24 protein-coding genes are annotated in these 21975 nt (G+C 71.0%); 17 read left to right on the forward strand and 7 right to left on the reverse strand.

From position 1 onward, the window contains the following. Positions 1–13: 13 nt before the first annotated feature. The 7 genes from QRY02_RS28865 to QRY02_RS28895 all read left to right on the forward strand — a co-directional run bounded on the left by QRY02_RS28865 (position 14) and on the right by QRY02_RS28895 (position 5812). A complete protein-coding gene (locus QRY02_RS28865; RefSeq protein WP_285985981.1) occupies positions 14–1378 on the forward strand; it encodes a WS/DGAT/MGAT family O-acyltransferase in 1365 nt (454 codons plus the stop codon). 128 nt (positions 1379–1506) lie between these two features. Then, on the forward strand, positions 1507–1593 hold the full coding sequence (gene pqqA, locus QRY02_RS28870) for a pyrroloquinoline quinone precursor peptide PqqA (RefSeq protein WP_043776987.1): 87 nt from the start codon (positions 1507–1509) through the stop codon (positions 1591–1593). Positions 1594–1596: 3 nt separating this feature from the next. Then, the gene (gene pqqC, locus QRY02_RS28875; protein WP_285985982.1) at positions 1597–2286 is read left to right on the forward strand and encodes a pyrroloquinoline-quinone synthase PqqC; all 690 of its coding nucleotides are present in this window, start codon (positions 1597–1599) and stop codon (positions 2284–2286) included. Beyond that, positions 2283–2549, forward strand: coding sequence for a pyrroloquinoline quinone biosynthesis peptide chaperone PqqD (gene pqqD / locus QRY02_RS28880; protein WP_285985983.1), 267 nt, complete (start codon positions 2283–2285; stop codon positions 2547–2549). Before pqqC ends, pqqD begins: the two co-directional genes overlap by 4 nt. Beyond that, complete coding sequence (pqqE, locus tag QRY02_RS28885; RefSeq protein ID WP_285985984.1) at positions 2540–3604, forward strand: pyrroloquinoline quinone biosynthesis protein PqqE; 1065 nt, start codon at positions 2540–2542, stop codon at positions 3602–3604. The genes pqqD and pqqE overlap by 10 nt, the downstream gene beginning before the upstream one ends. Next, positions 3601–4428, forward strand: a complete 828-nt coding sequence (pqqB, locus tag QRY02_RS28890) for a pyrroloquinoline quinone biosynthesis protein PqqB (protein WP_285985985.1) — start codon at positions 3601–3603, stop codon at positions 4426–4428. Before pqqE ends, pqqB begins: the two co-directional genes overlap by 4 nt. Positions 4429–4579: 151 nt before the next feature. Continuing rightward, complete coding sequence (locus QRY02_RS28895; protein ID WP_285985986.1) at positions 4580–5812, forward strand: MFS transporter; 1233 nt, start codon at positions 4580–4582, stop codon at positions 5810–5812. Between the two features lie 109 nt (positions 5813–5921). On the opposite strand, the gene QRY02_RS28900 is transcribed toward QRY02_RS28895, so the two are convergent. The 3 genes from QRY02_RS28900 to QRY02_RS28910 are packed head-to-tail and all read right to left on the reverse strand — an operon-like array spanning position 5922 to position 8615. After that, positions 5922–6179, reverse strand: a complete 258-nt coding sequence (locus tag QRY02_RS28900) for a hypothetical protein (RefSeq protein ID WP_285985987.1) — start codon at positions 6177–6179, stop codon at positions 5922–5924. A 58-nt stretch (positions 6180–6237) separates the two neighbouring features. Beyond that, the gene (locus QRY02_RS28905) at positions 6238–7620 is read right to left on the reverse strand and encodes an amidase (RefSeq protein WP_285985988.1); all 1383 of its coding nucleotides are present in this window, start codon (positions 7618–7620) and stop codon (positions 6238–6240) included. Beyond that, complete coding sequence (locus QRY02_RS28910) at positions 7617–8615, reverse strand: D-2-hydroxyacid dehydrogenase (RefSeq protein WP_285985989.1); 999 nt, start codon at positions 8613–8615, stop codon at positions 7617–7619. Before QRY02_RS28910 ends, QRY02_RS28905 begins: the two co-directional genes overlap by 4 nt. Positions 8616–8716: 101 nt before the next feature. Here QRY02_RS28910 and QRY02_RS28915 point away from each other — a divergent pair, with 101 nt between their 5' ends. Genes QRY02_RS28915 through QRY02_RS28925 form a run of 3 tightly spaced genes read left to right on the forward strand, consistent with a single transcriptional unit; the run spans position 8717 to position 10976 of the window. Next, positions 8717–9457 (forward strand): maleate cis-trans isomerase family protein, encoded by a 741-nt coding sequence (locus tag QRY02_RS28915; RefSeq protein WP_285985990.1) that lies wholly within the window; start codon positions 8717–8719, stop codon positions 9455–9457. A 60-nt stretch (positions 9458–9517) separates the two neighbouring features. Continuing rightward, positions 9518–10264 carry a maleate cis-trans isomerase family protein gene (locus QRY02_RS28920; protein ID WP_285985991.1) on the forward strand — a complete coding sequence of 249 codons (747 nt, stop codon included), beginning with the start codon at positions 9518–9520 and terminating at the stop codon, positions 10262–10264. A gap of 1 nt (position 10265) precedes the next feature. Then, positions 10266–10976, forward strand: coding sequence for a GntR family transcriptional regulator (locus QRY02_RS28925; protein ID WP_285985992.1), 711 nt, complete (start codon positions 10266–10268; stop codon positions 10974–10976). A gap of 265 nt (positions 10977–11241) precedes the next feature. On the opposite strand, the gene QRY02_RS28930 is transcribed toward QRY02_RS28925, so the two are convergent. The 3 genes from QRY02_RS28930 to QRY02_RS28940 form a co-directional block, all read right to left on the reverse strand. Beyond that, complete coding sequence (locus QRY02_RS28930; protein WP_285985993.1) at positions 11242–11706, reverse strand: DUF4262 domain-containing protein; 465 nt, start codon at positions 11704–11706, stop codon at positions 11242–11244. A 61-nt stretch (positions 11707–11767) separates the two neighbouring features. Continuing rightward, a complete protein-coding gene (locus tag QRY02_RS28935) occupies positions 11768–12826 on the reverse strand; it encodes a tartrate dehydrogenase (protein WP_285985994.1) in 1059 nt (352 codons plus the stop codon). Further along, positions 12823–14286: an NAD-dependent succinate-semialdehyde dehydrogenase gene (locus QRY02_RS28940; RefSeq protein WP_285985995.1), complete on the reverse strand. Its 1464-nt coding sequence runs from the start codon at positions 14284–14286 to the stop codon at positions 12823–12825. The genes QRY02_RS28935 and QRY02_RS28940 overlap by 4 nt, the downstream gene beginning before the upstream one ends. 91 nt (positions 14287–14377) lie before the next feature. On the opposite strand from QRY02_RS28940, the gene QRY02_RS28945 reads away from it, so the two are divergent. Beyond that, entirely contained in the window at positions 14378–15634 is a 1257-nt protein-coding gene (locus QRY02_RS28945) for an aspartate aminotransferase family protein (protein ID WP_285985996.1), read from the forward strand. Positions 15635–15636: 2 nt separating this feature from the next. Beyond that, the gene (locus QRY02_RS28950) at positions 15637–16134 is read left to right on the forward strand and encodes a DUF3830 family protein (RefSeq protein ID WP_013229621.1); all 498 of its coding nucleotides are present in this window, start codon (positions 15637–15639) and stop codon (positions 16132–16134) included. 47 nt (positions 16135–16181) lie between these two features. Here QRY02_RS28950 and QRY02_RS28955 read toward each other — a convergent pair whose 3' ends face one another. After that, entirely contained in the window at positions 16182–17003 is an 822-nt protein-coding gene (locus QRY02_RS28955; protein ID WP_285985997.1) for an aldo/keto reductase, read from the reverse strand. A 212-nt stretch (positions 17004–17215) separates the two neighbouring features. On the opposite strand from QRY02_RS28955, the gene QRY02_RS28960 reads away from it, so the two are divergent. The 5 genes from QRY02_RS28960 to QRY02_RS28980 all read left to right on the forward strand — a co-directional run bounded on the left by QRY02_RS28960 (position 17216) and on the right by QRY02_RS28980 (position 21945). Beyond that, entirely contained in the window at positions 17216–17587 is a 372-nt protein-coding gene (locus tag QRY02_RS28960) for a hypothetical protein (RefSeq protein WP_285985998.1), read from the forward strand. 5 nt (positions 17588–17592) lie between these two features. Continuing rightward, positions 17593–18069: a roadblock/LC7 domain-containing protein gene (locus tag QRY02_RS28965; RefSeq protein WP_285993941.1), complete on the forward strand. Its 477-nt coding sequence runs from the start codon at positions 17593–17595 to the stop codon at positions 18067–18069. Positions 18070–18177: 108 nt separating this feature from the next. Next, the gene (locus QRY02_RS28970) at positions 18178–19563 is read left to right on the forward strand and encodes an FAD-binding oxidoreductase (RefSeq protein ID WP_285985999.1); all 1386 of its coding nucleotides are present in this window, start codon (positions 18178–18180) and stop codon (positions 19561–19563) included. 5 nt (positions 19564–19568) lie between these two features. After that, on the forward strand, positions 19569–21122 hold the full coding sequence (locus QRY02_RS28975; protein ID WP_285993942.1) for an acetolactate synthase large subunit: 1554 nt from the start codon (positions 19569–19571) through the stop codon (positions 21120–21122). A 19-nt stretch (positions 21123–21141) separates the two neighbouring features. After that, positions 21142–21945 carry an SAM-dependent methyltransferase gene (locus QRY02_RS28980; RefSeq protein WP_285986000.1) on the forward strand — a complete coding sequence of 268 codons (804 nt, stop codon included), beginning with the start codon at positions 21142–21144 and terminating at the stop codon, positions 21943–21945. The last annotated feature ends 30 nt before the right edge of the window (positions 21946–21975 follow it).

Consider the following 21975-nt stretch of genomic DNA (forward strand, 5'->3'; position numbering starts at 1 on the left):
AAGGTGATGTCCCATGGCGATGATGCCCGTGACCGATTCGATGTTCCTCCTCGTCGAAACGCGCGAGCATCCGATGCACGTGGGCGGTCTGCAGCTGTTCAAGAAACCCGAGGGCGCCGGCGACGACTACCTCCGCGACGTCCGGCGTTCGCTGCTCGAGTCGGACAACATGCGCTCGGTGTTCCGGCGCCGGCCGGCCAGGCCGGTCAACACGATGGGGCACGTCGCCTGGGCGAACGACACCGAACTCGAGCTCGACTACCACTTCCGGCACTCGGCGCTGCCGCAGCCGGGCCGGGTCCGCGAGCTGCTGGAGCTGACCAGCCGCTGGCACAGCACCCTGCTCGACCGGCACCGGCCGCTCTGGGAGACCCACCTCATCGAAGGGCTCGACGACGGCCGGTTCGCCGTCTACACCAAGGTCCACCACGCGCTGATGGACGGCGTTTCGGCGCTGCGCCAGCTGCAGGGCTCGCTCTCGGACGACCCGGCGGACATGGATTGCCCGCCGTGGTGGGGCAGCCGGCGCAAGCCGGGCGAAGAACGCGCGAAGCGCCCGCGGTCGTTCCTGCAGACCGCGAGCAAGACGGCCAACCAGCTCGCGAGCCTGGCTCCCGCCGCGATGAAGGTGGCGCGGGAGGCGTTCGGCGAACACACCTTGACGCTGCCGGGCCAGGCGCCGAAGACCATGCTCAACGTGCCGATCGGCGGCGCGCGGCGGTTCGCGGCGCAGAAGTGGCCGCTGGACCGCGTCCGCCAGGTGGCGACCGCGGCCGGGGTCTCGCGCAACGACGTCGTGCTCGCGATGTGCTCGGGCGCGCTGCGGGACTACCTCATCGAACAGCGCGCGCTGCCGGACGCGCCGCTCATCGCGATGGTGCCGGTGTCGCTGCGGCGCCAGAACGATCCGGGTGAGGCGGCGGGCAACAACATCGGCGCGCTGCTGTGCAACCTCGCCACCGACCTGCCGGACGCGGGCAAGCGGCTCGTCACGATCCACCAGTCGATGCGCAACGGCAAGCGGCTGTTCTCGGAACTGACGCCGCTGCAGACGTTGCTGCTCTCGGCGGTGAACGTCGCGCAGCTCGGCGTCTCGCCGATCCCGGGCGTCGTCAAGAACACGCGGCCGCCGTTCAACCTGGTGATCTCGAACGTGCCCGGCCCGCGCAAGCAGATGTACTGGAACGGCGCCCAGCTCGACGGCATCTACCCGGCGTCGGTGCTGCTCGACGGCCAGGCCGTGAACATCACGCTGACCAGCAACGGCGATCACCTCGACTTCGGTATCACGGGCTGCCGCCGCAGCGTCCCGCACCTGCAGCGGATCCTGACACACCTCGACACGGCCTTGGTGGAACTCGAAGCTGCGGTAAGGTAGCCCGCTCACCGACACGTCGGCTCCCCCATCGGAAGGAATCTTTCCGAAAGCGGGGCGAAAATTCTGGTCAGTACCCTCCGCGCGCTCCTAGGGTGGCGGCGATCAGCCCCCGGAAAGAGGAGCAGGACATGACCGAGGAGTGGACGACCCCGGACTTCGTCGAGTACGAAACCCCGATGGAGGTCACCGCCTACGCGGCCCGCATGGCGGACTGACGGATGCCGGTCGAGCCACTCCCGGAAAGCGCGTTCATCGACGCGCTGCGCGGTCTTTCCGGCCGGTACTGGGGAACGCACCCGTTCCACCGCCGGCTGCACGCGGGCGAGCTCGACGAGCGCGCGCTGCGGATCTGGGCGGCGAACCGCTGGTACTACCAGTGCGTGCTGCCGCGGAAGGACGCGGCGATCATCAGCAACTGCCCGCTGCCGGAGATCCGCCGCCAGTGGCTCGACCGGATCGTCTACCACGACGGCGTGAGCGCCGGTACCGGCGGGATCGAACGCTGGCTGCGGCTCTGCACGGCGGTCGGCCTGGACCGCGACGAGGTTCTCGATGAACGGCACGTCGCTCCCGGCGTCCGGTTCGCCGTGGACGCCTACGTGACCTTCGCGCGGACGAAACCGTGGCAGGAGGCCGTCGCGTCGGGACTGACCGAGATGTTCGCCGGGCACCTGATGCGGCAGCGGGTGGCGGACATGCTCGCGAACTATTCGTGGATCGCGCGCGAAGACCTCGACTACTTCACCAACCGGATCGACAAGGTTTCCGGCGAAGGCAAGGACACCCTCGACATCGTGGTCCGCCACTGCGTCACGCGCGAACAACAGGACCGCGCGATCGCCGCGCTGTCGTTCAAGTGCGACGTGCTGTGGTCGATGCTCGACGCGATCGAACGGGCGGCCGCGTGATCACCGCCGAGTCGGTTCCGCAGCTGCGCCGCGGCGTCCGGCTGTCCTTCGACCACGTGAGGGAGACGCACGTGCTGCTGTTCCCGGAGGGTGTCCTGGTGCCGAACGCCACCGCGGCCGCGGTGCTCGAGCTCTGCGACGGCGCCCGGTCCGTCACCGAGATCACGGCGGCGCTTTCCGAGCGCTACTCCGGCGTGCTCGCGCAGGACGTCCTGTCCGTGCTGGCCCGGCTGGGCGAACGGCGGGTCGTCGCATGGACGTGAGCCCGCCGCTGGGCCTGCTGGCCGAGCTGACCCACCGCTGCCCGCTGCACTGTCCTTATTGCTCGAACCCGGTGGAACTGACCACCCGGGACGCCGAACTGTCCACAGCGGACTGGCTGTCGGTGCTGTCCCAGGCCCGCGAACTCGGCGTCCTGCAGGTGCACATGTCCGGCGGCGAGCCGTTGCTCCGGCCGGACCTGCCGGCACTGGTCGCGCACGCGAGCGGGCTCGGCTGCTACGTCAACCTGGTCACTTCGGGGCTCGGCCTGACGTCGTCGCGGCTCGACGACCTCGTGGAACGCGGGCTGGCACACGTCCAGCTGTCGGCGCAGGGCGCGACCCGGGAGCGGGCCGACCTGCTGGCCGGCGCGAAGGCGCACGACCGGAAGCTCGCCGCGGCCGCGCTGGTGAAGGCGTCCGGGCTGCCGCTGTCGCTGAACGTGGTGCTGCACCGGCAGAATCACGACCAGCTGGCCGGGATCATCGAGCTGGCCGAGCGGATGGGCGCGGACCGGCTGGAGCTGGCGAACACGCAGTACTACGGCTGGGCGCTGCGCAACCGGGACGCGCTGATGCCGACGGCCGCGCAGCTCGCGGCCGCGGAGCCGGTGGTGCGTGCGGCGGTCGCGCGCTTGCGGGGCACGATGGAGATCGTCTACGTCGTCGCCGACTACCACGAGCCGTACCCGAAGCCGTGCATGTACGGCTGGGGTGCGCGGCAGCTGACCGTGACCCCGGACGGCACGGTGCTGCCGTGCCCGGCGGCGTCGGCGATCACGACGCTTTCGCTTTCGTCCGTGCGGGACACGCCGCTGGCCGAGATCTGGTACCACTCGTCGTCGTTCAACGCCTACCGCGGCGAGGAGTGGATGACCGAGCCCTGCCGCACGTGCGACCGTCGCGAAATCGACTTCGGTGGCTGCCGCTGCCAGGCGTTCCTGCTCACCGGCGACGCCGCGGCCACGGACCCGGTGTGCTCGCGCTCGCCGCGGCGTTCCTCGGTCGATCTGGTCCTGAGCCGCCCTCCGGTGGCTGATTTGGTCATGCGCCGGTGAAGGTGATCCTGCTCGGCACCGCGGCAGGCGGCGGGTGTCCACAATGGAACTGCGCCTGCCGCCTCTGCACGTCCGGGCTGGTGCCGCGCACGCAGGACTGCGTCGCGATCAGCGCGGACGGCACCGGCTGGTACCTGCTGAACTGCTCGCCGGACATCCGGGCGCAGATCCTCGGGACGCCGGAGCTGCGGGCCGGGCCGGGGCCGCGTGAGATCCCGCTGCGCGGGGTGCTGCTGACGGACGCCGAACTCGACCACGCACTGGGCCTGCTGATGCTGCGCGAGTCGGGCGGGCTCCCGGTGTGGGCGCCACCGGCGGCGCTGGCCGCGCTGTCGCCGTTCCGCGCCGTTCTGGACGGCTACGGCGGCTGGACGTGGTCGTCCGTTGTGGACATTCCCGGGTTGCGGGTCGAGGTGCTGCCGGTGAGCGACAAGCGGCCGAAGTACGCCACTGCTCCGGTTGAGGGCCCCTGGGTGGTCGCCTACCGGATTTCGGACCCGGCGACCGGCGGGGTGCTGGTGTACGCGCCGTGCCTGCGCAGCTGGCCCGCCGGGTTCGACGAGTTCGTCGCGGACGCTTCTCTCGTCCTGCTGGACGGGACGTTCTACGCGCCGGACGAGATGGCCGGCGTCGGCGGGCCGGACCAGCTCGCGATGGGCCACCTGCCGATCACGGCGAGCCTGCCCCGGATCGACGGGCGGCGGTGGGCGTTCACGCACGTCAACAACACGAACCCGGTGCTGGACCCGGCGTCGGCCGAGCACGCCGCCGTGCTGGCGGCGGGTGCCTCGCTGCCGCCGGACGGCACGACGTACGTGCTTTAAGCCGTTGACAGCGGTGATTGGCTGAAGCCATGTGCCTCCCGGTGACCGCTCATCGCCGATCGCCGATGAGCGACCCGCACCGGCCTGACGCGCCCTTCCGCCGGCCGGCGGCCGCGCGACTGCCGCGTCCTCCCCGGCCGGAGCCGCTCCCGTGACCGCGTCACTCCTCGCCCCGCTGCGGGCAGCTCCGTTCCGCGCCCTCGTCGCCGGCCGGAGCCTGGCCCAGTTCGGGAACGCGGTCGCACCCTTCGCGCTCGCCTTCGCCGTGGTCGATCTCACCGGGTCCGCCGTCGATCTCGGGATCGTCGTCGGGGCTCGTTCGCTCGCGAACGTGCTTCTGCTGCTGTTCGGCGGGATGCTGGCCGATCGGCTCCCCCGGTCCGTCATCCTGCAGGGCACCGAGACCGCCGCCGCCCTCACCCAGGCCGTCGTGGCCGCGAGTGTCCTTTGTGGATTCGCTTCGATCCCGCTGCTGGCCGGGCTCGGGTTCGTCAACGGCGCCGTCTCGGCCATCTCGCTGCCCGCGGCCGCTTCCCTCACGCCGTCGACCGTGCCCGGTTCGCTGCTCACCCAGGCGAACGCCCTGGTCCGGCTGCTTTCGAACACCGGCCGCATCGCCGGGGCCGGGCTGGCCGGCGTGCTCGTCGCCTTCGCCGGCTCCGGGTGGGCCCTCGCCGCGAACTCCCTGCTCTTCCTCGCCGCCGCGCTCGCGTACCGGCGGATCCGGCTGCCGCGCGGGGAACGCCTGCCCGGCAGCCGTCCGCTCGCCGAGCTCGCCGAAGGCTGGCGGGAGTTCCGCGCCCGGGCGTGGGTGTGGCTGGTGGTGCTGCAGTTCATGATCGTCAACGCGGTGACCGCCGGCGCGCTGCTGGTGCTCGGCCCGCTCGTCGCCGACGACACCTTCGGCCGCACCGGCTGGGGGTTCGCGCTGGCCGGGCAGACCGCGGGATCGCTGGTCGGCGGCGTCCTCGCCGCCCACTGGCAGCCGCGGCGGATGCTCTTCACCGGCGTCGCGGTGGTCATGGCCGGGGCGCTGCCGATGCTGGCCCTCGGCCGGACGCCGTACCTGCTGCCGCTGCTGGCCGCGATGTTCCTCTCGGGCGTCGCCCTAGAACAGTTCTCCGTCGCGTGGGACGTGTCGCTGCAGGAGAACATCCCGCCGGACAAGCTCGCCCGCGTCTACTCCTACGACATGCTCGGCTCGTTCGTCGCGATGCCGATCGGCCAGCTCACCGCGGGCCCGCTGGCCGAACACGCCGGCCGGTCGGCGACGCTCGCCGGGGGCGCGGCCCTGGTCGTCGTCGCGACGGCACTCGTGCTGTGCAGCTCGCAGGTGCGGGGGCTGGTCCGCCGGGCGCCGGCCGGCTCGGACGCGCCGGGCTAGCTCCGGCCGGCCCACGCGGGGCACCGGGTCGTGCCCGGCTACCGCCCCACGCGGGGGCACCGGGTCGCGCCCCCGCTACCGGCCTACGCGGGGCACCGGCCGCGCCCGGCTACCGGCCTACGCGCGGTCCGGACGTCAGGTCGCGGTGGCCGTCGAGGCGCCACCAGCTCTCCAGCGTCTCGCGCAGGGCCTTCAGCAGTTCACCGCCGGTCTCCAGCGGGACCAGCGCCGCCCTGCCGTCGTCCACCCGCAGCGCGGCGGCCAGCCGGTCGCCCTGCTCGATCAGGCCGACCACCACCCGCATCGGCTCCCCGGTGACGTCGACGGTCGGGATGACACGTTCGTACCGCCAGCCTGGAGCGTTCACCCGGCCGACAGTGGCACAGCTTCCCGCACTCCGGTCCGGGTTTCACCCTCACGTGTGGTCAGGCGGGCGCCCAGGGCCGCACTTCCTCCAGCAGCTTCGCCACGGCCAGCACGAGGTCGTCCGAGTGCCGCGGCCCGACGATCTGCAGGCCGACCGGCAGCCCCGCCGACGTGCGCCCGGCCGGCACGCTGATCGCCGGCTGCTGGGTCATGTTGAACGGGTACGTGAACGGCGTCCACTCCGGCCACTCGCTCAGCCCGCTGCCCGGCGGCACGTCGTGCCCGGCCTCGAACGCCGCGATCGGCAGGGTCGGCGTGATCAGCACGTCGTAGCGGGTGTGGAACTCGCCCATCCGGATGCCCAGCGCGGCGCGCTCGGCGGTCGCGTCGAGGTAGTCGCTCGCCGTCCACTTCCCGCCGAGTTCCCAGACCCGGCGCAGACCGGGGTCGGTCCGCTCCCCGGACCCGGGCGGGAACGAGTCCAGCAGCTTCGCCGCCCCCGAAGACCACAGGACGTCGAACGCCGGCTTCGGGTCGGCGAACCCGGGGTCGGTCTCTTCGATGTGCAAGCCGGCGTCGCCCAGCGCGCGGACCGCGCCGGCGACGATCCCGGCCACCTCGGGGTCGACGTCGACGTAGCCGAGCGTCGGCGAAAACGCGGCGATCAGCCCGCGCACGTCCCGCCGGACGGCCTCGCGGAACGACCCCACCGGCGGCGCCAGCGCGGCCGGGTCGCGGTGGTCGGGCAGGGACAGCACGTCCAGCAGCAGCGCGGTGTCGTCCACCGACCGCGCCATCGGCCCGGCGTGCGAGAGCGGGCCGAATGGGCTCGCCGGGTAGAGCGGGATCCGGCCGTGGGTGGGCTTCAGCCCGACGATGCCGCAGAACGACGCCGGGATCCGCACCGAGCCACCGCCGTCCGTGCCGACCGACAGCTCGCCCATCCCCGCCGCGACGGCCGCGGCGCTGCCGCCGCTCGACCCGCCCGCCGTCTTCGACGGGTCGGCCGGGTTGCGCGTGATGCCGCACAACGGGCTGTCGGTGACGCCCTTCCAGCCGATCTCGGGCGTGGTCGTCTTGCCCAGCAGCACCAGGCCGGCCTCGCGCATCCGCGCGGCGACCGGGCTGTCGACGTCCCACGGCTGGTCCGGGTCGATGCTCTTCGAGCCCCGCACGGTCGGCCAGCCCTGGGTGAGGAACATGTCCTTGATCGACGACGGCACGCCGTCGAGCCACCCGATCGGGTTACCGTCCCGCCACCGGACCTCGGACGCCTTCGCCTGCTCCAGCGCGCGATCGGCGTCGACGAGGCAGAAGGCGTTGCACTCGCCGTCCCGGGCTTCGATGGCCTGCAGGGCGTTCTGCGTCGCCTCGACCGGCGAAAGCTCACCGGTCGCGTAGGCGGCGACGAGCTCGCTGGCGGTCAGCATCCTGTCGTTCATCCGGCTCCCTGGTTCCCCGACGGCACGTACCCGAGCGTCTTGTCGACGACGTTGCGCAGCGGCTCCCCAGCGCGCCAGCGGCGGAAGTTTTCGGTGAACACCTCGACCAGCGTGGTCCGCCAGCCGACGAAGTCCCCGGACATGTGCGGCGAGATCAGCACGTCCGGCAGGGTCCACAGCGGGCTTTCGGCCGGCAGCGGCTCGGTGTCGAAGACGTCGAGCGCGGCCCCGGCGATGGCCTTGCTTTCGAGCGCCGCGACCAGGTCGGAGGTGGCGACCAGCTCGCCCCGGCCGACGTTGACGAACCGCGCCGACGGCTTCATCGCGGCAAACGCCCGCGCGTCGAACATGCCCTTGGTGTGCTCGGTCAGCGGCGCGACCGCGACGACGTAATCGGCGTGCGGCAGGATTTCGGTGAGCCGCGCGGACTCGTGCACGACGCCGAAGTCGGGGTCGCCGGTACGCGCCCGGCGCCCGGCACCGCTCACCCGCATCCCGGCCGCGCGCAGCAGCCGCGCGATGGCCCGGCCGATCGGCCCGGTGCCGACGACCACCACCTCGCGCCCGGCGATCCGCTCGCTTTCGCGGTGCAGCCAGCGGCCCTCGCGCTGCAGGTCGTGCGAGCGCGCGAAGTCCTTCGCGAAGGCGAGCACGACGCCCAGCACGTACTCCGCGATGGCGTCGTCGAAGACGCCCCGCGAGTTCGTCAGGACCACGTCGCTCTCCCGCAGCCCCGGGAACAGCACGGGGTCGACCCCCGCGCTGGCGATGTGCAGCCAGCGCAGCCGGTCGGCCGCGTGCCACGCGCCGGGCACGGCCGTGGAGAGGAAGTCGTAGACGAAGAGGGCGTCCGCCCCGGACAACGCTTCGGCAAGGCCCGCCGCGTCCGTGTAACGCACGACCGCCCCGGATTCGACAGCACGCATGTCCGGTGGGCGGGACTCGCCGCAGAGCACGGCCAGGACGGGAGCTTCCCGGTGTTCCGAGGCGATCACGTTGACACGGTAAAAGTCACTCGTATGATTGTCAACAATCCGAGGAACGACCCCCGGAGCACCGGACGTGTCACACACAGACGTATTCCGGAGGCTGAGCCTTGGATTTCGACTTCCTGGCGTTCGACGGCCCGCTGGCGCAACGCGGCATCGGCGTCATCGCCCCCTTCGACCTCGCGCTGGAGCGCGAGCTCTGGCGCTGGGTGCCGATGGAGGTCTCCCTCCACCTCGCCCGCACGCCGTACGAGCCCGTGCCGGTCAGCATGGAGATGGCCCGCCTGGTCAGCGACAGCCACCACCTGGCCAGCGCGACCCGCGACGTGCTGCACGTCGAGCCCGAGGTGGTCGCCTACCTCTGCACGTCGGGCAGCTTCGTCAACGGCGTCGACTACGAGCGCTCGCTGACCAAGGCGATCTGCGACGCCGGCGCGCCGGACGCCGTCACCACCTCGGGCGCGCTCGCCGAAGTGCTGCACCAGCTCGACCTCCACCGTGTCTCGGTGCTCACGCCCTACGACGCCGACCTGACCGCCGCCCTGCACGGCTTCCTCGCCGAGCTGGACGTCACGACCGTCGCCAGCGACCACCTCGGCCTGGGCGGCGGCATCTGGAAGGTCAGCTACCGGACCATCGCCGAGCGCATCCTCGCCGCCGACCACGGCGACGCCGAAGCGATCTTCGTCAGCTGCACCAACCTCCCCACCTACGACCTGATCGAACCGCTGGAAGCCGCGCTCGGCAAGCCGGTGCTCACCGCCAACCAGCTGACGATGTGGGCATGCCTGCGCCGGATGCACCTCCCCATCGTCGGACCCGGGAGGTGGCTCCGTGACGTGTCGTGAAGGTTTTCCTTGACCTTCCCTCTAGGATTGTCGACAATTTGCGTCCCCTCCGGAGGTTCCGTGACCACCATCGGTTTCATCTACCCCGACCACGCGGCCGAAGACGACTATCCGCTGGCCGAGCAGCTGCTCGGCGGCATGGCCGTCGACGAGGGCGACATCCGGCTGGCGGTCGAGCACATCTACGGCACCGACAAGCACGCGGTGGCCGAGCTGCTCGACCTCGGCAGCGAGGCCCGCCTCGCCGACGGCGCCGCCCTCCTCGCCAAGCACGAACCCGCCGCGGTCATCTGGGCGTGCACCAGCGGCAGCTTCGTCTACGGCTGGGAAGGCGCCCGCGACCAGGCCGACCGCCTCGCCGCCGTCGCCGGTGTCCCGGCCTCCAGCACCTCCTTCGCGTTCGTGCACGCCGCTCGTGCCCTGGACGTCAAGCGGGTCGCCGTCGCGGCCAGCTACCCGGACGACATCGCCCGGCTGTTCGTGGACTTCCTGAAGGCCGGCGGCATCGAGGTCGTCTCGATGGCCAGCGCGGACATCGTCACGGCGGCCGAGGTCGGCGCGATGAGCCCGGAGGCCGTCGTCGAGCTCGCCGTGAGCCACGACCACCCCGACGCCGACGCGGTGCTCGTGCCGGACACCGCCATGCGCACCCTCGGCGAGATCAACGCGGTGGAAGCCGCGCTCGGCAAGCCCGTGCTGACCGCCAACCAGGTCACGGTCTGGGAGGGCCTGCGCCTGACCGGCCGGCACCGGCTCGTCCGCTCGCTCGGCGCGCTCTTCCGGCACCAACCGCGCGGGAGCGCCTGACATGGCCCTGCCACCGGGCATGCTGCCCGAGATCGAACCGGTGAGCCGCGAGTCGACGGCCGCCGTCATCGCGCGCCAGCTGCGTGACGCGATCATGACGGGCGCCCTCCCGCCCGGGACCCAGCTCGGCGAGAGCGAGCTGGCCGCACGGTTCCAGGTGTCCCGGGGGCCGCTCCGGGAAGCCATGCAGCACCTGGTGTCCGAAGGGCTGCTGCGCAGCGAACGGCACCGTGGGCTGTTCGTGATCGACCTCGAGCCGGGCGACGTCTACGACATCTACGCCGCCCGTTCGGCGATCGAGCGAGCCGCCATGCTGCGCGCCCTGCGCGGCGGCGACCGCGACCGGATCGCGGACCTGCTCGAGCAGACCGTCACCGAGATGGCGACCGCGGCGAGCGAGGACGACCCCAGCGCGCTCTCGACGGCGGACCTGAAGTTCCACGAGGCCCTCATCAACGCCTCCGGCAGCAAGCGGCTCGTGCGGATGGCCCGGACGCTGCTGATCGAGACGCGGATGTGCCTGACGGCGTTGCAGAGCACGTACCAGCGGGTCGAGGAGCGCGTGGAGGAGCACACGAAGCTGATCCAGGCGCTTCGGGACGGCGACGAGGAGACGGCGCTGACGCTCCTCGAGGCCCACATGGAGGACGCGGTCCAGCGGCTCGCGCCGGGCACGAGCTTGACGGACGGGCAAGCCCCGCCGGTGCCGTGATCGCGGGGCCGACACGCGTGATTGGACGGTCGACTCGCGTGATCGGAGGGCCGACACGCGTACCTGGAGGGCCGGCTCGCGTACTGGAGTGGACGACACGCGTACTTGGAGGGCCGACTCGCGTACCGGAGTGGACGACACGCGTGACCGGAACCCGACCTCGCGTGACTGGGACCGGAACTCGCGTGATCGGAGCCGGAACTCGCGTGATCGGGGGCGGAACTCGCGTGACTGGGGGCGGAAGTTGGGGGTGGGACGGGGCGGGTCAGTGGGCATGGCGGGGTCCCAGGACCGGCTGGCCCGCTCGGCCGTCGCGGTAGTCGGGGGACCAGGGGAAGCGGCCCTGGGCGTCCGCGTGGACCAGTTGCAGCGCACGGATTTCCGGGCCGTACAGCGCCGCCGCGAAGACCAGGTGCACCGACGGCTCCGTGAGCTCGACGACCTCGACCAGCGGGCCGTCGGGCAGCGGGATGCGTTCGCCCGCCGTGGGTGGTGAGCCGCGCAGGACGTGGGCAGCCAGGGAGTTCAGCAAGCCGCCGGCCGCGAGGGCCGGGAGGCCGGTCACCACCAGCTCCGGCAAGCCGTACCCGCTCAGGCCGATCGTGTAGGCCCACGGCGGGTACGGCCCGGTTCCCTCCACTCCCTGCACCAGCCAGCCCCGCTCGGCCACGCCGCCGCGAAGCCGTTCCAGGTAACCGGGTCTGTCCCGGTTCTCGCACTCGAAGCACATCGGTGTCTCCTCCCCCTCGGTGGGCTCGGGAACCACCGTGCCGGAGGGCACCGACAAAAACTCAGCCCAGCGCTTCGGCCACCGCCGTGCCGAGCCGTTCTGTGGTATCCGGGCCGCCGAGGTCGGGCGTGCGCACGCGGCCCTCGTCGAGCACCCGGTCCACCGCGGTGCGAATCGCTTGCGCCGCAACGGTTTCACCCAGGTGTTCGACCAGCATCGCGGTCGCCAGGATCTGCGCGACGGGGTTGGCGATCCCCTGCCCCGCGATGTCCGGAGCGCTCCCGTGGACCGCCTCGAACATCGACGGGAATTCACCCGATGGGTTGATGTTGCCGGACGGTGCCATGCCGAGCCCGCCGGTGATCGCGGCCGCGAGGTCGCTGAGGATGTCGCCGAAGAGGTTCGACGCCACCACGACGTCGAGCCGGTCCGGCGCCTGGACCATTCGCGCCGCCAAGGCGTCCACGTGCATCTGTTCACTGTGGACATCGGGGTACCCGGCGGCGACCTCGGCGAATATCTCGTCCCAGAAGGGCATCGAGTGGATGAGCCCGTTGGACTTCGTCGCCGAGCACACGCGGGAAGACCGCGTCCGCGCCAGCTCGAACGCGTACCGGATGATCCGCGTGACGCCGACGCGCGTGAAAACCGACTCCTGCAGCACGAATTCGTCCGGCCGGCCGGCGTTGTGCCGCCCGCCGATCGCCGAGTACTCCCCTTCGGAGTTCTCCCGGACGATGACCAGCTCCAGCTCCTCGGCCTTCCGCCCGGCCAGCACGGACGTCGTGCCCGGCAGCAACCGCACCGGGCGCAGGTTGACGTACTGCTGGAACGCCCGCCGCAGCGGGATCAGCAGGCCCCACAGGGAAACGTGGTCCGGCACGCCGGGGAAGCCGACCGCGCCGAGCAGGATCCCGTCGAACGCCGACAGCTGCGAAACGCCGTCGTCCGGCATCATCGACCCGAGCCGCGCGTACCGCTCGCAGCTCCAGTCGAACTCGGTCCACTCCAGCGAAAAGCCGAACCGCGCGGAAGCCCGGTCGAGGACCTTGCGGGCCTCGACCGTGACGTCCACGCCGATCCCGTCGCCCGGGATGCTCGCCAAGCGGTACGCACTCACAGGGCGACCGCGATGTACTTGGTCTCCAGGAACTCGTCGATGCCGACCGAGCCGCCTTCGCGACCCAGCCCGGACTGCTTGATCCCGCCGAACGGCGCCGCCGGGTTCGACACGATGCCCTGGTTGAGCCCGATCATGCCGGCCTCCAGCGCTTCCGAAACCCGCAGCGCGCGCTTGAGGTCGCTGGTGAAGAGGTAGGAAACGAGCCCGAACTCGGTGTCGTTCGCCTTCGCCACGGCCTCTTCTTCGGTGTCGAACGGCGTGATCGGGGCGACCGGACCGAAGATCTCCTCGTGCGTCAGCCGCGCATCCTGCGGGACGTCGGTGAGCACGGTGGCCGGGTAGAAGTGTCCCGGCCCGTCGACGGCCGAGCCGCCGGTGAGCACCTTCGCGCCGCGGTCGGTGGCGTCCTTGACCAGCTCGGTCACCTTGTCGACGGCCTTGTCGTCGATCAGCGGGCCGACCACGACGTCCTTCTCGGTGCCGCGGCCCATCGGCAGGGCCTGCATGCGCTCGGTCAGCCGCCGCGCGAACTCCTCGACGACGCCGCGCTGCACGTAGAACCGGTTCGCCGCGGTGCAGGCCTCGCCGATGTTGCGCATCTTCGCCTGCATCGCGCCGTCGATGGCCGCGTCCATGTCCGCGTCGTCGAAGACCAGGAACGGCGCGTTGCCACCCAGCTCCATCGACGTCCGCAGGATCTTGTCGGCGCACTGTTCGAGCAGCTTGCGGCCGACGCCGGTCGAACCGGTGAAGGAGAGCTTGCGGGCGCGGCCGTCGCGGATCAGCGGCTCCATCACGCCACCGGAGTCGCTCGTCGTGACGACGTTGAGCACGCCTTCGGGCAGTCCGGCTTCGGCGAGGATGCCGGCCAGCGCGAGCATCGACAGCGGTGTCTGGGCGGCCGGCTTGATCACCGAGGTGCAGCCCGCGGCGATCGCCGGGCCGATCTTGCGCGTGCCCATCGCCATCGGGAAGTTCCACGGCGTGATGAGCAGCGTCGGCCCGACCGGCTGCTTCGTGATGAGGAACCGGCCCGCGCCGTTCGGGGCGGTCGCGTAGCCGCCGTCGATGCGGACGGCCTCTTCGGCGAACCAGCGGAAGAACTCGGCGGCGTAGGCGATCTCGCCCTTCGACTCGGCGAGCGGCTTGCCCATTTCCAGGGTCATCAGCAGCGCCAGTTCCTCCTGGCGCTGCATCAGCAGCTCGTAGGCGCGGCGCAGGATCTCGCCGCGCTCGCGGGGGGCCATCTTCGCGAAATCGGCCTGCGCCGCGACCGCGGCGTCCAGCGCCGCGACACCGTCCGACGGCGACGCGTCGGCGACGTGGCACAGCTGTTTGCCGGTGGCCGGGTCGACCACGGGAAAGGTCTTGCCGTCCTGGGCGGCGACCCACTTGCCGCCGATGAACAGTTCCTTGCCGACCGCCTCGACGACGCCGGACTCGGTGCTCGCGCTCATCCCGACTTGCTCCTCACGTGTTGTCCCGAGGGCCATGCTATGGATATTGTCAACAATCGACAACCCGCTCGAACCGACCGAGGAGCACGCTGTGGCCCAGCTCTCTCCGCTGCTCAAGCAGGCAACGCCCGTCGTGGTCGACCACGGTGAAGGGGTTTACCTCTACGACGTCGAGGGCAAACGCCACCTCGACTTCACCGCCGGCATCGGCGTCACGAGCACCGGCCACTGCCACCCCCACGTCGTGCGGGCCGCACAGGAGCAGATCGGCAAGCTCGTCCACGGCCAGTACACGACGGTCATGCACAAGCCGCTCCTCGAGCTGACCGAGCGCCTCGGCGCGGTCCTGCCGAGCGGGCTCGACTCGCTCTTCTACGCGAACTCGGGCAGTGAAGCCGTCGAAGCGGCGTTGCGGCTTTCGCGACAGGCGACGAAACGCCCGAACGTCATCGTCTTCCAGGGTGGCTTCCACGGCCGGACGGTCGCCGCCGCGACCATGACGACGTCCGGGACGCGGTTCAGCGCCGGCATCGGCCCGCTGATGGCCGGCGTGCACGTCGCGCCGTTCCCGTACGCCTACCACTACGGCTGGGACGAGCAGACGGCGACGAAGTTCGCCCTGCGCGAGCTCGACTACCTCTTCCAGACCGTCTGCGCGCCGAACGAAACCGCCGCGTTCTTCGTCGAACCCGTGCTGGGTGAGGGCGGGTACGTCCCGGCGAACACCGAGTTCCTGGCGGGCCTGCGCGAGCGCGCCGACCGGCACGGCATCCTGCTCGTCGTCGACGAGATCCAGACCGGCTTCGGCCGCACCGGGAAGTTCTGGGGCCACGACCACTTCGACGTCTCCCCCGACATCGTCCTCATCGCGAAGGGCCTGGCGAGCGGCTTCCCCCTGTCCGGCATCGCCGCTTCGCAGGAGCTGATGGCGAAGGCGTTCCCGGGATCGCAGGGCGGGACGTACGGCGGCAACGCCGTTTCGTGCGCCGCTGCGATCGCGACGCTCGAAGTCATCCAGCAGGAGAACCTGGTCGAAAACGCCGCCGAGCGCGGCCGCCAGCTCCTCGAGGGCGCGCGGGTGATCGCGGACAAGACGCCGTCGATCGGCGAGGTGCGCGGGCTCGGGCTGCTGGTCGGCTCGGAGTTCAGCACCGACGGCGGCGAGCCCGACACGGCCACCGCGCAGGCCGCCCAGCAGGCGGCGGCGAAGAACGGGCTGCTGCTGCTCACCTGCGGGCCGTACATGAACGTCGTCCGCATGGTGCCGCCGCTGGTCGTCACCGCCGAGCAGGTCGACGACGCGCTGCGGATCTGGGGCGACGTCGTCGCCTCGGTCACGGGGAGCTGAGCGTGGCCCGGTACATCACGATCACCCTCGACAAGCGCGGTGTCTCCTGCCGCGCCCGGCTGCTGGACGACGAAGCACCGCGGACCTGCAAAGCGGTCTGGGACGCGCTGCCGCAGAGCGGTTCCGCCTACCACGCGAAGTACGCGCGCAACGAGGTCTACACCCTCGTGCCGCCGTTCGCGGAACCCAAGCCGGGCCGGGAGAACCCGACGATCACGCCGATCCCCGGCGACGTCGTCTATTTCGGTTTCGAGGCTTGGGAAATCGGCAACCCGGCGTACGGCTACGACGAAGACAGCGAGGCGCACAGCGACCAGGGCGCAACCGACCTGGCGATCTTCTACGGCCGCAACAACCTGCTGATCAACGGCGACGCGGGCTGGGTGCCCGGCAACGTGTTCGCCACGATCGAAGAGGGCCTGGCCGAGATGGCGGCGGCCGCACAGGACCTGTGGCTGCGGGGTGTCGAGGGCGAGACGCTCTCGTTCGCCCGCGCCTGACGCCGGAACCTCGAGCCCGGCCGCGGGAAACCACGGCCGGGCCGGGTTCAGCCGAGCGCGGTCAGCTGCTCGAAATCCTCGTCGGAGAGCGTCACGTCAGCGGCCGCGCAGTTTTCCTCCAGGTGCGGGACAGACGACGTCCCCGGGATCGGGATCACGACCGGCGAACGGTGCAGCAGCCAGGCGAGGGAGACCTGCGCGGGTGTCGCGCCGACGCCGGCCGCGACCTTGGCGAGCAGACCACCCGCCGTGGCGTGGTCACCGCGCGCGATCGGGAGCCAGGGGACGAACGCGATGCCTTCGCGCTCGCAATAGCGGAGGACGTCTTCGGACGCGCGATCGGTCAGGTTGTAGCGGTTCTGGACGCTCGCGATCGGGGCGATGGCTCGTGCCTCGGCCAGCTGCGCGACGCTGACCTCGGACAACCCGATCCGGGCGATCTTGCCCTCCTCCCGCAGCCGGGCGAGCGCGCCGATCTGGTCGGCGAGCGGCACCTGCGGGTCGAGCCGGTGCAGCTGCAGCAGGTCGAGGCGGTCGACGCGCAGGCGCCGCAGCGAAAGTTCCGCCTGCTGGCGGAGGTATTCCGGCCGGCCGAGCGGAACCCACTCGCCCCGGCTCGGGCGGGCGTGCCCGCACTTCGTCGCGATGAACAGCCCCGGATACGGGTGAAGCGCGTCGGCGAGCAGCTCTTCGTTCAGGCCCAGGTCGTAGGCGTCGGCGGTGTCGAAGAAGGTCACGCCGAGCTCGGCCGCACGACGCGCGACCGCCGTGGCGCCGGCTTTCACGTGGTCCCATTCGGTGAGCCGCATGGCGCCGAAACCCAGCCGGTGCACGGAAAGGCCGTCTTCGAAGGTGTACGTCGAGGTCATGCCGGAAGCTTCGCCGCCGTCGTCGTCACCCGCTAGAGATTTAGTCTGAGCTAAATCCACGGTTTCTACTGTGCGTGACCTGATAGCGCGAACAGAGCAGCTCGATTAGGCCGTTCGGGGATATGCGGACGGATCGAGCAACTTTAGGGTGATCGAACCTGACCACTGGGGTCGGCACGTCGAGGCGTCGGGACTAGGAGAAGACGAGCCACATGAACATCGAAACGGCGTTGAAGGAAGCCCTTTCCATCACGGGCGCGGTGGGGGCCGCCCTGGTCGACTACGAAAGCGGGATGGCGCTCGGGACACTGGGCGGCGGCGACTGGCTGGACCTGGACACCGCGGCCGCGGGCAACACCGAAGTCGTCCGGTCCAAGCTGCGGGTGATCTCCGCCCTCCGGCTCAACGACGAGATCGAGGACATCCTCATCACGCTGGGCCGTCAGTACCACCTGATCCGCCTGCTGAGGCCGGCCAAGGTCGACTCCGCGCTGTTCCTCTACCTCGTCCTGGACCGGGAACGGGCCAACCTCGCGCTGGCGCGGCACTACCTGAAGAACATCGAAGCCGAGCTGGTCGTGTGACGGGGATGCCGGCCGAGGTACCCGGCCCCCCGATTCCCCTGCCGACGCGCAGGCAAGGCGCGGCCCAAAGTTTCCCGCCACCACAGAAGGTCCAGCCGTCGCACCCCGAGGCCGCGGCCGTGGCCAAGGCACTCCAGGAGATCCGCGACAAGGTCGACCGGGCCAACATCACCGGGCTCCTGCTGGCCAGCCGCGACGGCCTGCTGCTGGCCAGCGACACGCAGGAAATCGAAGACGACAGCGTGGCGGCCATGGCGGCCGCCGCCGTCGGGCTCGCCACGAGGTTCATCGGCCAGGCCGGCCTTGGCGAGGCACGGGGAGCGATGTTCCAGGGCTCTCTCGGGCACGTCTGCGTCTTTCCCGTACAGGGATCCATCCTGTTGGTTCTGTTCGCCCGGCCGGACACGACCATGGGCCTGTTCAACGTCGTCGCCCGGCAGGCGCTGACACTGCTCCAAGACGCCCTGACCACGACGAACTGACTACCAGGCCTCCTCCGCGCCGAAACGTGAAAATCCTTCATGGCGGCGTACCGCCGGTACGTACTACGCTGCGGTAACCACAGCGACGGCGCGGAGGAGACACTGCCGATGGGCGACGTGGCAGCACGGCTGGCCGAGATCGTCGGGGACAAGAACCTGCTCACGGGCGAGGCGATCTCGGAGGACTACGCGCACGACGAGGCACTGACGGCGGAGCCGCAGAAGCCTGCGTACGTCGCGAAGCCGGCAACGGCCGAAGAAGTCGCGGAGCTGCTGAAAGCCGCTTCGGAGCACAACGTCCCCGTGACGGCCCGCGGATCCGGCAGCGGGCTTTCCGGGGCGGCCCGGCCGCAGGAAGACGGCCTGCTGATCTCGTTCGAACGGATGAACGCGGTCCTCGAAGTCGACACCGGCAACCACGTCGCCGTCGTCCAGCCCGGGGTGACCCTCGCCGAGCTCGACGCCAAGACCGCCGAAGCCGGGCTGAGCTACACCGTCTACCCCGGTGAGCTGAGCGCCAGCGTCGGCGGGAACGTCGGGACCAACGCCGGCGGGATGCGGGCCGTCAAGTACGGCGTCACCCGCAACAACGTGCTCGGCCTGCAGGCCGTGCTGCCGACCGGCGAGATCATCCGCACCGGCGGCAAGACGTCGAAGATCTCCACCGGCTACGACCTCACGCAGCTGATCATCGGCTCCGAGGGCACCCTCGCGCTGGCCACCGAAGTCACCGTGAAGCTGTACCCGCGGCTGGCCCACGGCGCCACGGTGCTCGCCCCCTTCGGCGACTTCGACCAGGTGATGGCCGCGGTGCCGGCGGTCCTCTCCAGCGGGCTCGCGCCGCACATCCTCGAGTACATCGACAACATGACGATGGCCGCCATCGTCTACAACGAGAAGCTCGAGCTCGGCGTCCCGGACAAGATCCGAGAGACGTGTGAGGCGTACCTCGTGGTGGCGCTGGAGAACCGCGAAACCGGACGCCTCGAGGAGGACGTCGAGACCGTCGGCGAGCTGCTCGGCGAACTCGGCGCGGCCGATGTCTACGTCCTCGACGGCGGTGCCGCGCGCAAGCTCATCGAGGCCCGCGAGAAGGCTTTCTGGACCGCGAAGGCCGTCGGCGCCGACGACGTGATCGACGTCGTCGTGCCGCGGACCGCGATGCCGCAGTTCATCACGAAGGCACGCGAGCTGGCGATGGCCGCCGGCGGCGGCGCGCTCGGCTGCGGGCACGCCGGTGACGGCAACGTCCACCTCGGGATCTTCTGCAAAGACCCCGCGACACGCAAGAAACTGCTCACGGACATCTTCGCGTACGCCATGGAACTCGGCGGCGCGATCTCCGGCGAGCACGGCCTCGGCCGCACCAAGGCCGGCTACCACTCCGAACTCGAAGACCCGGCGAAGATCGAGCTGATGCGCCGGATCAAGCAGAGCTTCGACCCCGCCGGGATCCTCAACCCCGGCGTTCTCTTTCCCGAAGGAACCGCATGAGTGAGATGAACGGCGCCCAGTCCCTGATCAGCACGCTGGTCGACGCCGGTGTCGAGGTGTGCTTCGCCAACCCCGGCACGTCGGAGATGCACTTCGTCGCCGCGCTCGACACCGTCCCCGAAATGCGGGGCGTGCTCGCGCTGTTCGAAGGCGTCGTCACCGGTGCGGCCGACGGGTACGCGCGGATCGCCGGCAAGCCCGCCGCGACGCTGCTGCACCTCGGCCCCGGCCTGGGCAACGGCCTGGCGAACCTGCACAACGCGCGTCGCGCGAACACGCCGGTCGTCAACGTCGTCGGCGACCACGCGACCTACCACAAGCAGTACGACGCGCCGCTGGAGTCGGACATCGAGGCCCTCGCGGGCTCGCTGGAAGGCTGGGTGCGCCGCTCGGAGCACACCAAGGACGTCGGGGCGGACGCCGCCGCCGCGGTCGCCGCCGCACAGGACGCGCCCGGCCGCGTCGCGACGCTGATCCTGCCCGCGGACGCTTCGTGGGGCGAGGGCGGCGAGACCTGCGCGCCGATCCCGCCGCGCGTGCCGCAGGCCGTCGACGCCACGACCGTCAAGGACATCGCCGCGGTGTTCGGCACCGGCGAACCGGTCGCACTGCTCGTCGGCGGCAGCGCGTGCCGCGAGGAAGGCCTGCGCGCCGCCAGCCGCATCGGCGCCGCGACCGGCGCCAAGGTGTTCGTCGAAACGTTCCCGGCGCGCCTGGAGCGCGGCGCCGGGCTGCCGTCGATCGAGCGGCTCGGCTACCTCGCCGAGCAGGTCGCCTACCAGCTCGACGGGATCAAGCACGTCATCGTCGCGGGCACGAAGGCGCCGGTGTCGTTCTTCGCCTACCCGGGCAAGGCGAGCGATCTGGTGCCCGAAGGCGCCCAGGTGCACACGCTTGCGTCGGCCGGGCAGGACGTGACGCGGGCGCTGACCGAGGTCGCCGGCCTGGTCGCCGCGGACACCGAACCCGTGCTGGCTCCCGAGTCGCGGCCGTCGCTGCCGAGCGGGCCGTTGACCCCGCAGAACTGGGTCGAGGTGATCGGGGCGCTGCTGCCGGAGAACGCGATCATCGCCGACGAGGCCAACACGTCCGGCCTGATGCTGCCGATGGCGACAGCCGGCGCGCCGCGGCACGACGTCCTGACGCTGACCGGCGGCGCGATCGGCTACGGCATGCCGGTGGCGACCGGGGCGGCCGTCGCGGCGCCGGACCGGCCGGTGCTGAACCTGCAGTCCGACGGCAGTGCGCTGTACACGATCTCGGCGCTGTGGACGCAGGCGCGGGAGAACCTGAACGTCACGACGGTGCTGCTCAACAACCGCGCGTACGCGATCCTCCGCCTGGAACTCCAGCGCGTCGGGGCGGCCTCGGGCGGCCCGAAGGCGAACGACCTGCTCGACCTTTCCCGGCCGGACATGGACTTCGTGAAGATCGCGGAGGGCATGGGCGTGCCCGCCTCCCGCGCGACCACCGCCGAAGAACTCGCCGAACAGCTGCAGCGGGCCTTCGCCGAGCCCGGCCCGCATCTCATCGATGCGGCGGTGCCGCCACTGCTCTGAACCGGACTATCCTCACGCGATGACCGAGGAGCACGCGAAGCGCGGAATCGACTTCGACAAGCCCAACGCGGCTCGCGTGTACGACTACTTGATCGGTGGCAAGCTCAACTACGCCATCGACCGGGAGTTCGCCGAGCGGATCCTCGAGGTGCGGCCGGAGGCCAGGGACCTGGCCCTGCTGAACCGGCGGTGGCTGCGCCGCGCCGTCCGGTTCGGCGCCGAGCAGGGCATCCGCCAGTTCCTCGACATCGGCTCGGGCATGCCGACCGTGGGGCACGTGCACGAAGTCGTCCAGGCGATCGACCCGGAAGCCCGCGTGGTCTACGTGGACAACGAGCCGGTCGCGGTCGCGCACAGCGAGATCGTGCTGAAGGACAACGAGAACGCGGAAATGGTGCAGGCCGACGCCGAGTTCCCGGACACCGTCCTCGAGCACCCGACGACCGAGCGGCTGCTGGACTTCGGCGAGCCGGTGATGGTGATCATGGCGGCGTTCATCCACTTCATCCCGGACTCGCGGGACCCGGCCGGGCTGATCGCCGCCTACCTCGGCGCGCTGGTCCCGGGCAGTTGCCTGGCGCTGTCGTCGGGCACGTTCGAGGGACAGGGCGAAGAGGTCCGGCGGGCGGCGGAGATGTACCGCAACAGCGGCACCGACGTCGTCGCGCGGTCCCGGGCGGAACTGGGCGCGCTGGTGGACGGCTTCGAGCTCGTGCCGCCGGGGATCGTGTTCACCCCGGAGTGGCGGCCGGACGATCCCGGCCAGGTCGGGCCGCACCCGGAGCTGTCGAGCCAGCTGGCTCTGGTGGTCCGCAAGAACTAGGCATCCCCGGCTCCGGCTATTCTCGCGTCA

The sequence above is a fragment of the Amycolatopsis sp. DG1A-15b genome, from assembly GCF_030285645.1.
In the GTDB taxonomy this organism is placed as follows: domain Bacteria; phylum Actinomycetota; class Actinomycetes; order Mycobacteriales; family Pseudonocardiaceae; genus Amycolatopsis.

Coding starts and splice junctions, on each gene's coding strand:
- QRY02_RS28865 (WP_285985981.1), top strand. CDS start 14: ATGGCGATGATGCCCGTGACCGATTCGATGTTCCTCCTCGTCGAAACG.
- pqqA (WP_043776987.1), top strand. CDS start 1,507: ATGACCGAGGAGTGGACGACCCCGGACTTCGTCGAGTACGAAACCCCG.
- pqqC (WP_285985982.1), top strand. CDS start 1,597: ATGCCGGTCGAGCCACTCCCGGAAAGCGCGTTCATCGACGCGCTGCGC.
- pqqE (WP_285985984.1), top strand. CDS start 2,540: ATGGACGTGAGCCCGCCGCTGGGCCTGCTGGCCGAGCTGACCCACCGC.
- QRY02_RS28905 (WP_285985988.1), bottom strand. CDS start 7,620: ATGAACGACAGGATGCTGACCGCCAGCGAGCTCGTCGCCGCCTACGCG.
- QRY02_RS28925 (WP_285985992.1), top strand. CDS start 10,266: ATGGCCCTGCCACCGGGCATGCTGCCCGAGATCGAACCGGTGAGCCGC.
- QRY02_RS28930 (WP_285985993.1), bottom strand. CDS start 11,706: ATGTGCTTCGAGTGCGAGAACCGGGACAGACCCGGTTACCTGGAACGG.
- QRY02_RS28940 (WP_285985995.1), bottom strand. CDS start 14,286: ATGAGCGCGAGCACCGAGTCCGGCGTCGTCGAGGCGGTCGGCAAGGAA.
- QRY02_RS28955 (WP_285985997.1), bottom strand. CDS start 17,003: ATGACCTCGACGTACACCTTCGAAGACGGCCTTTCCGTGCACCGGCTG.
- QRY02_RS28960 (WP_285985998.1), top strand. CDS start 17,216: ATGAACATCGAAACGGCGTTGAAGGAAGCCCTTTCCATCACGGGCGCG.
- QRY02_RS28965 (WP_285993941.1), top strand. CDS start 17,593: ATGCCGGCCGAGGTACCCGGCCCCCCGATTCCCCTGCCGACGCGCAGG.
- QRY02_RS28970 (WP_285985999.1), top strand. CDS start 18,178: ATGGGCGACGTGGCAGCACGGCTGGCCGAGATCGTCGGGGACAAGAAC.
- QRY02_RS28975 (WP_285993942.1), top strand. CDS start 19,569: ATGAACGGCGCCCAGTCCCTGATCAGCACGCTGGTCGACGCCGGTGTC.
- QRY02_RS28980 (WP_285986000.1), top strand. CDS start 21,142: ATGACCGAGGAGCACGCGAAGCGCGGAATCGACTTCGACAAGCCCAAC.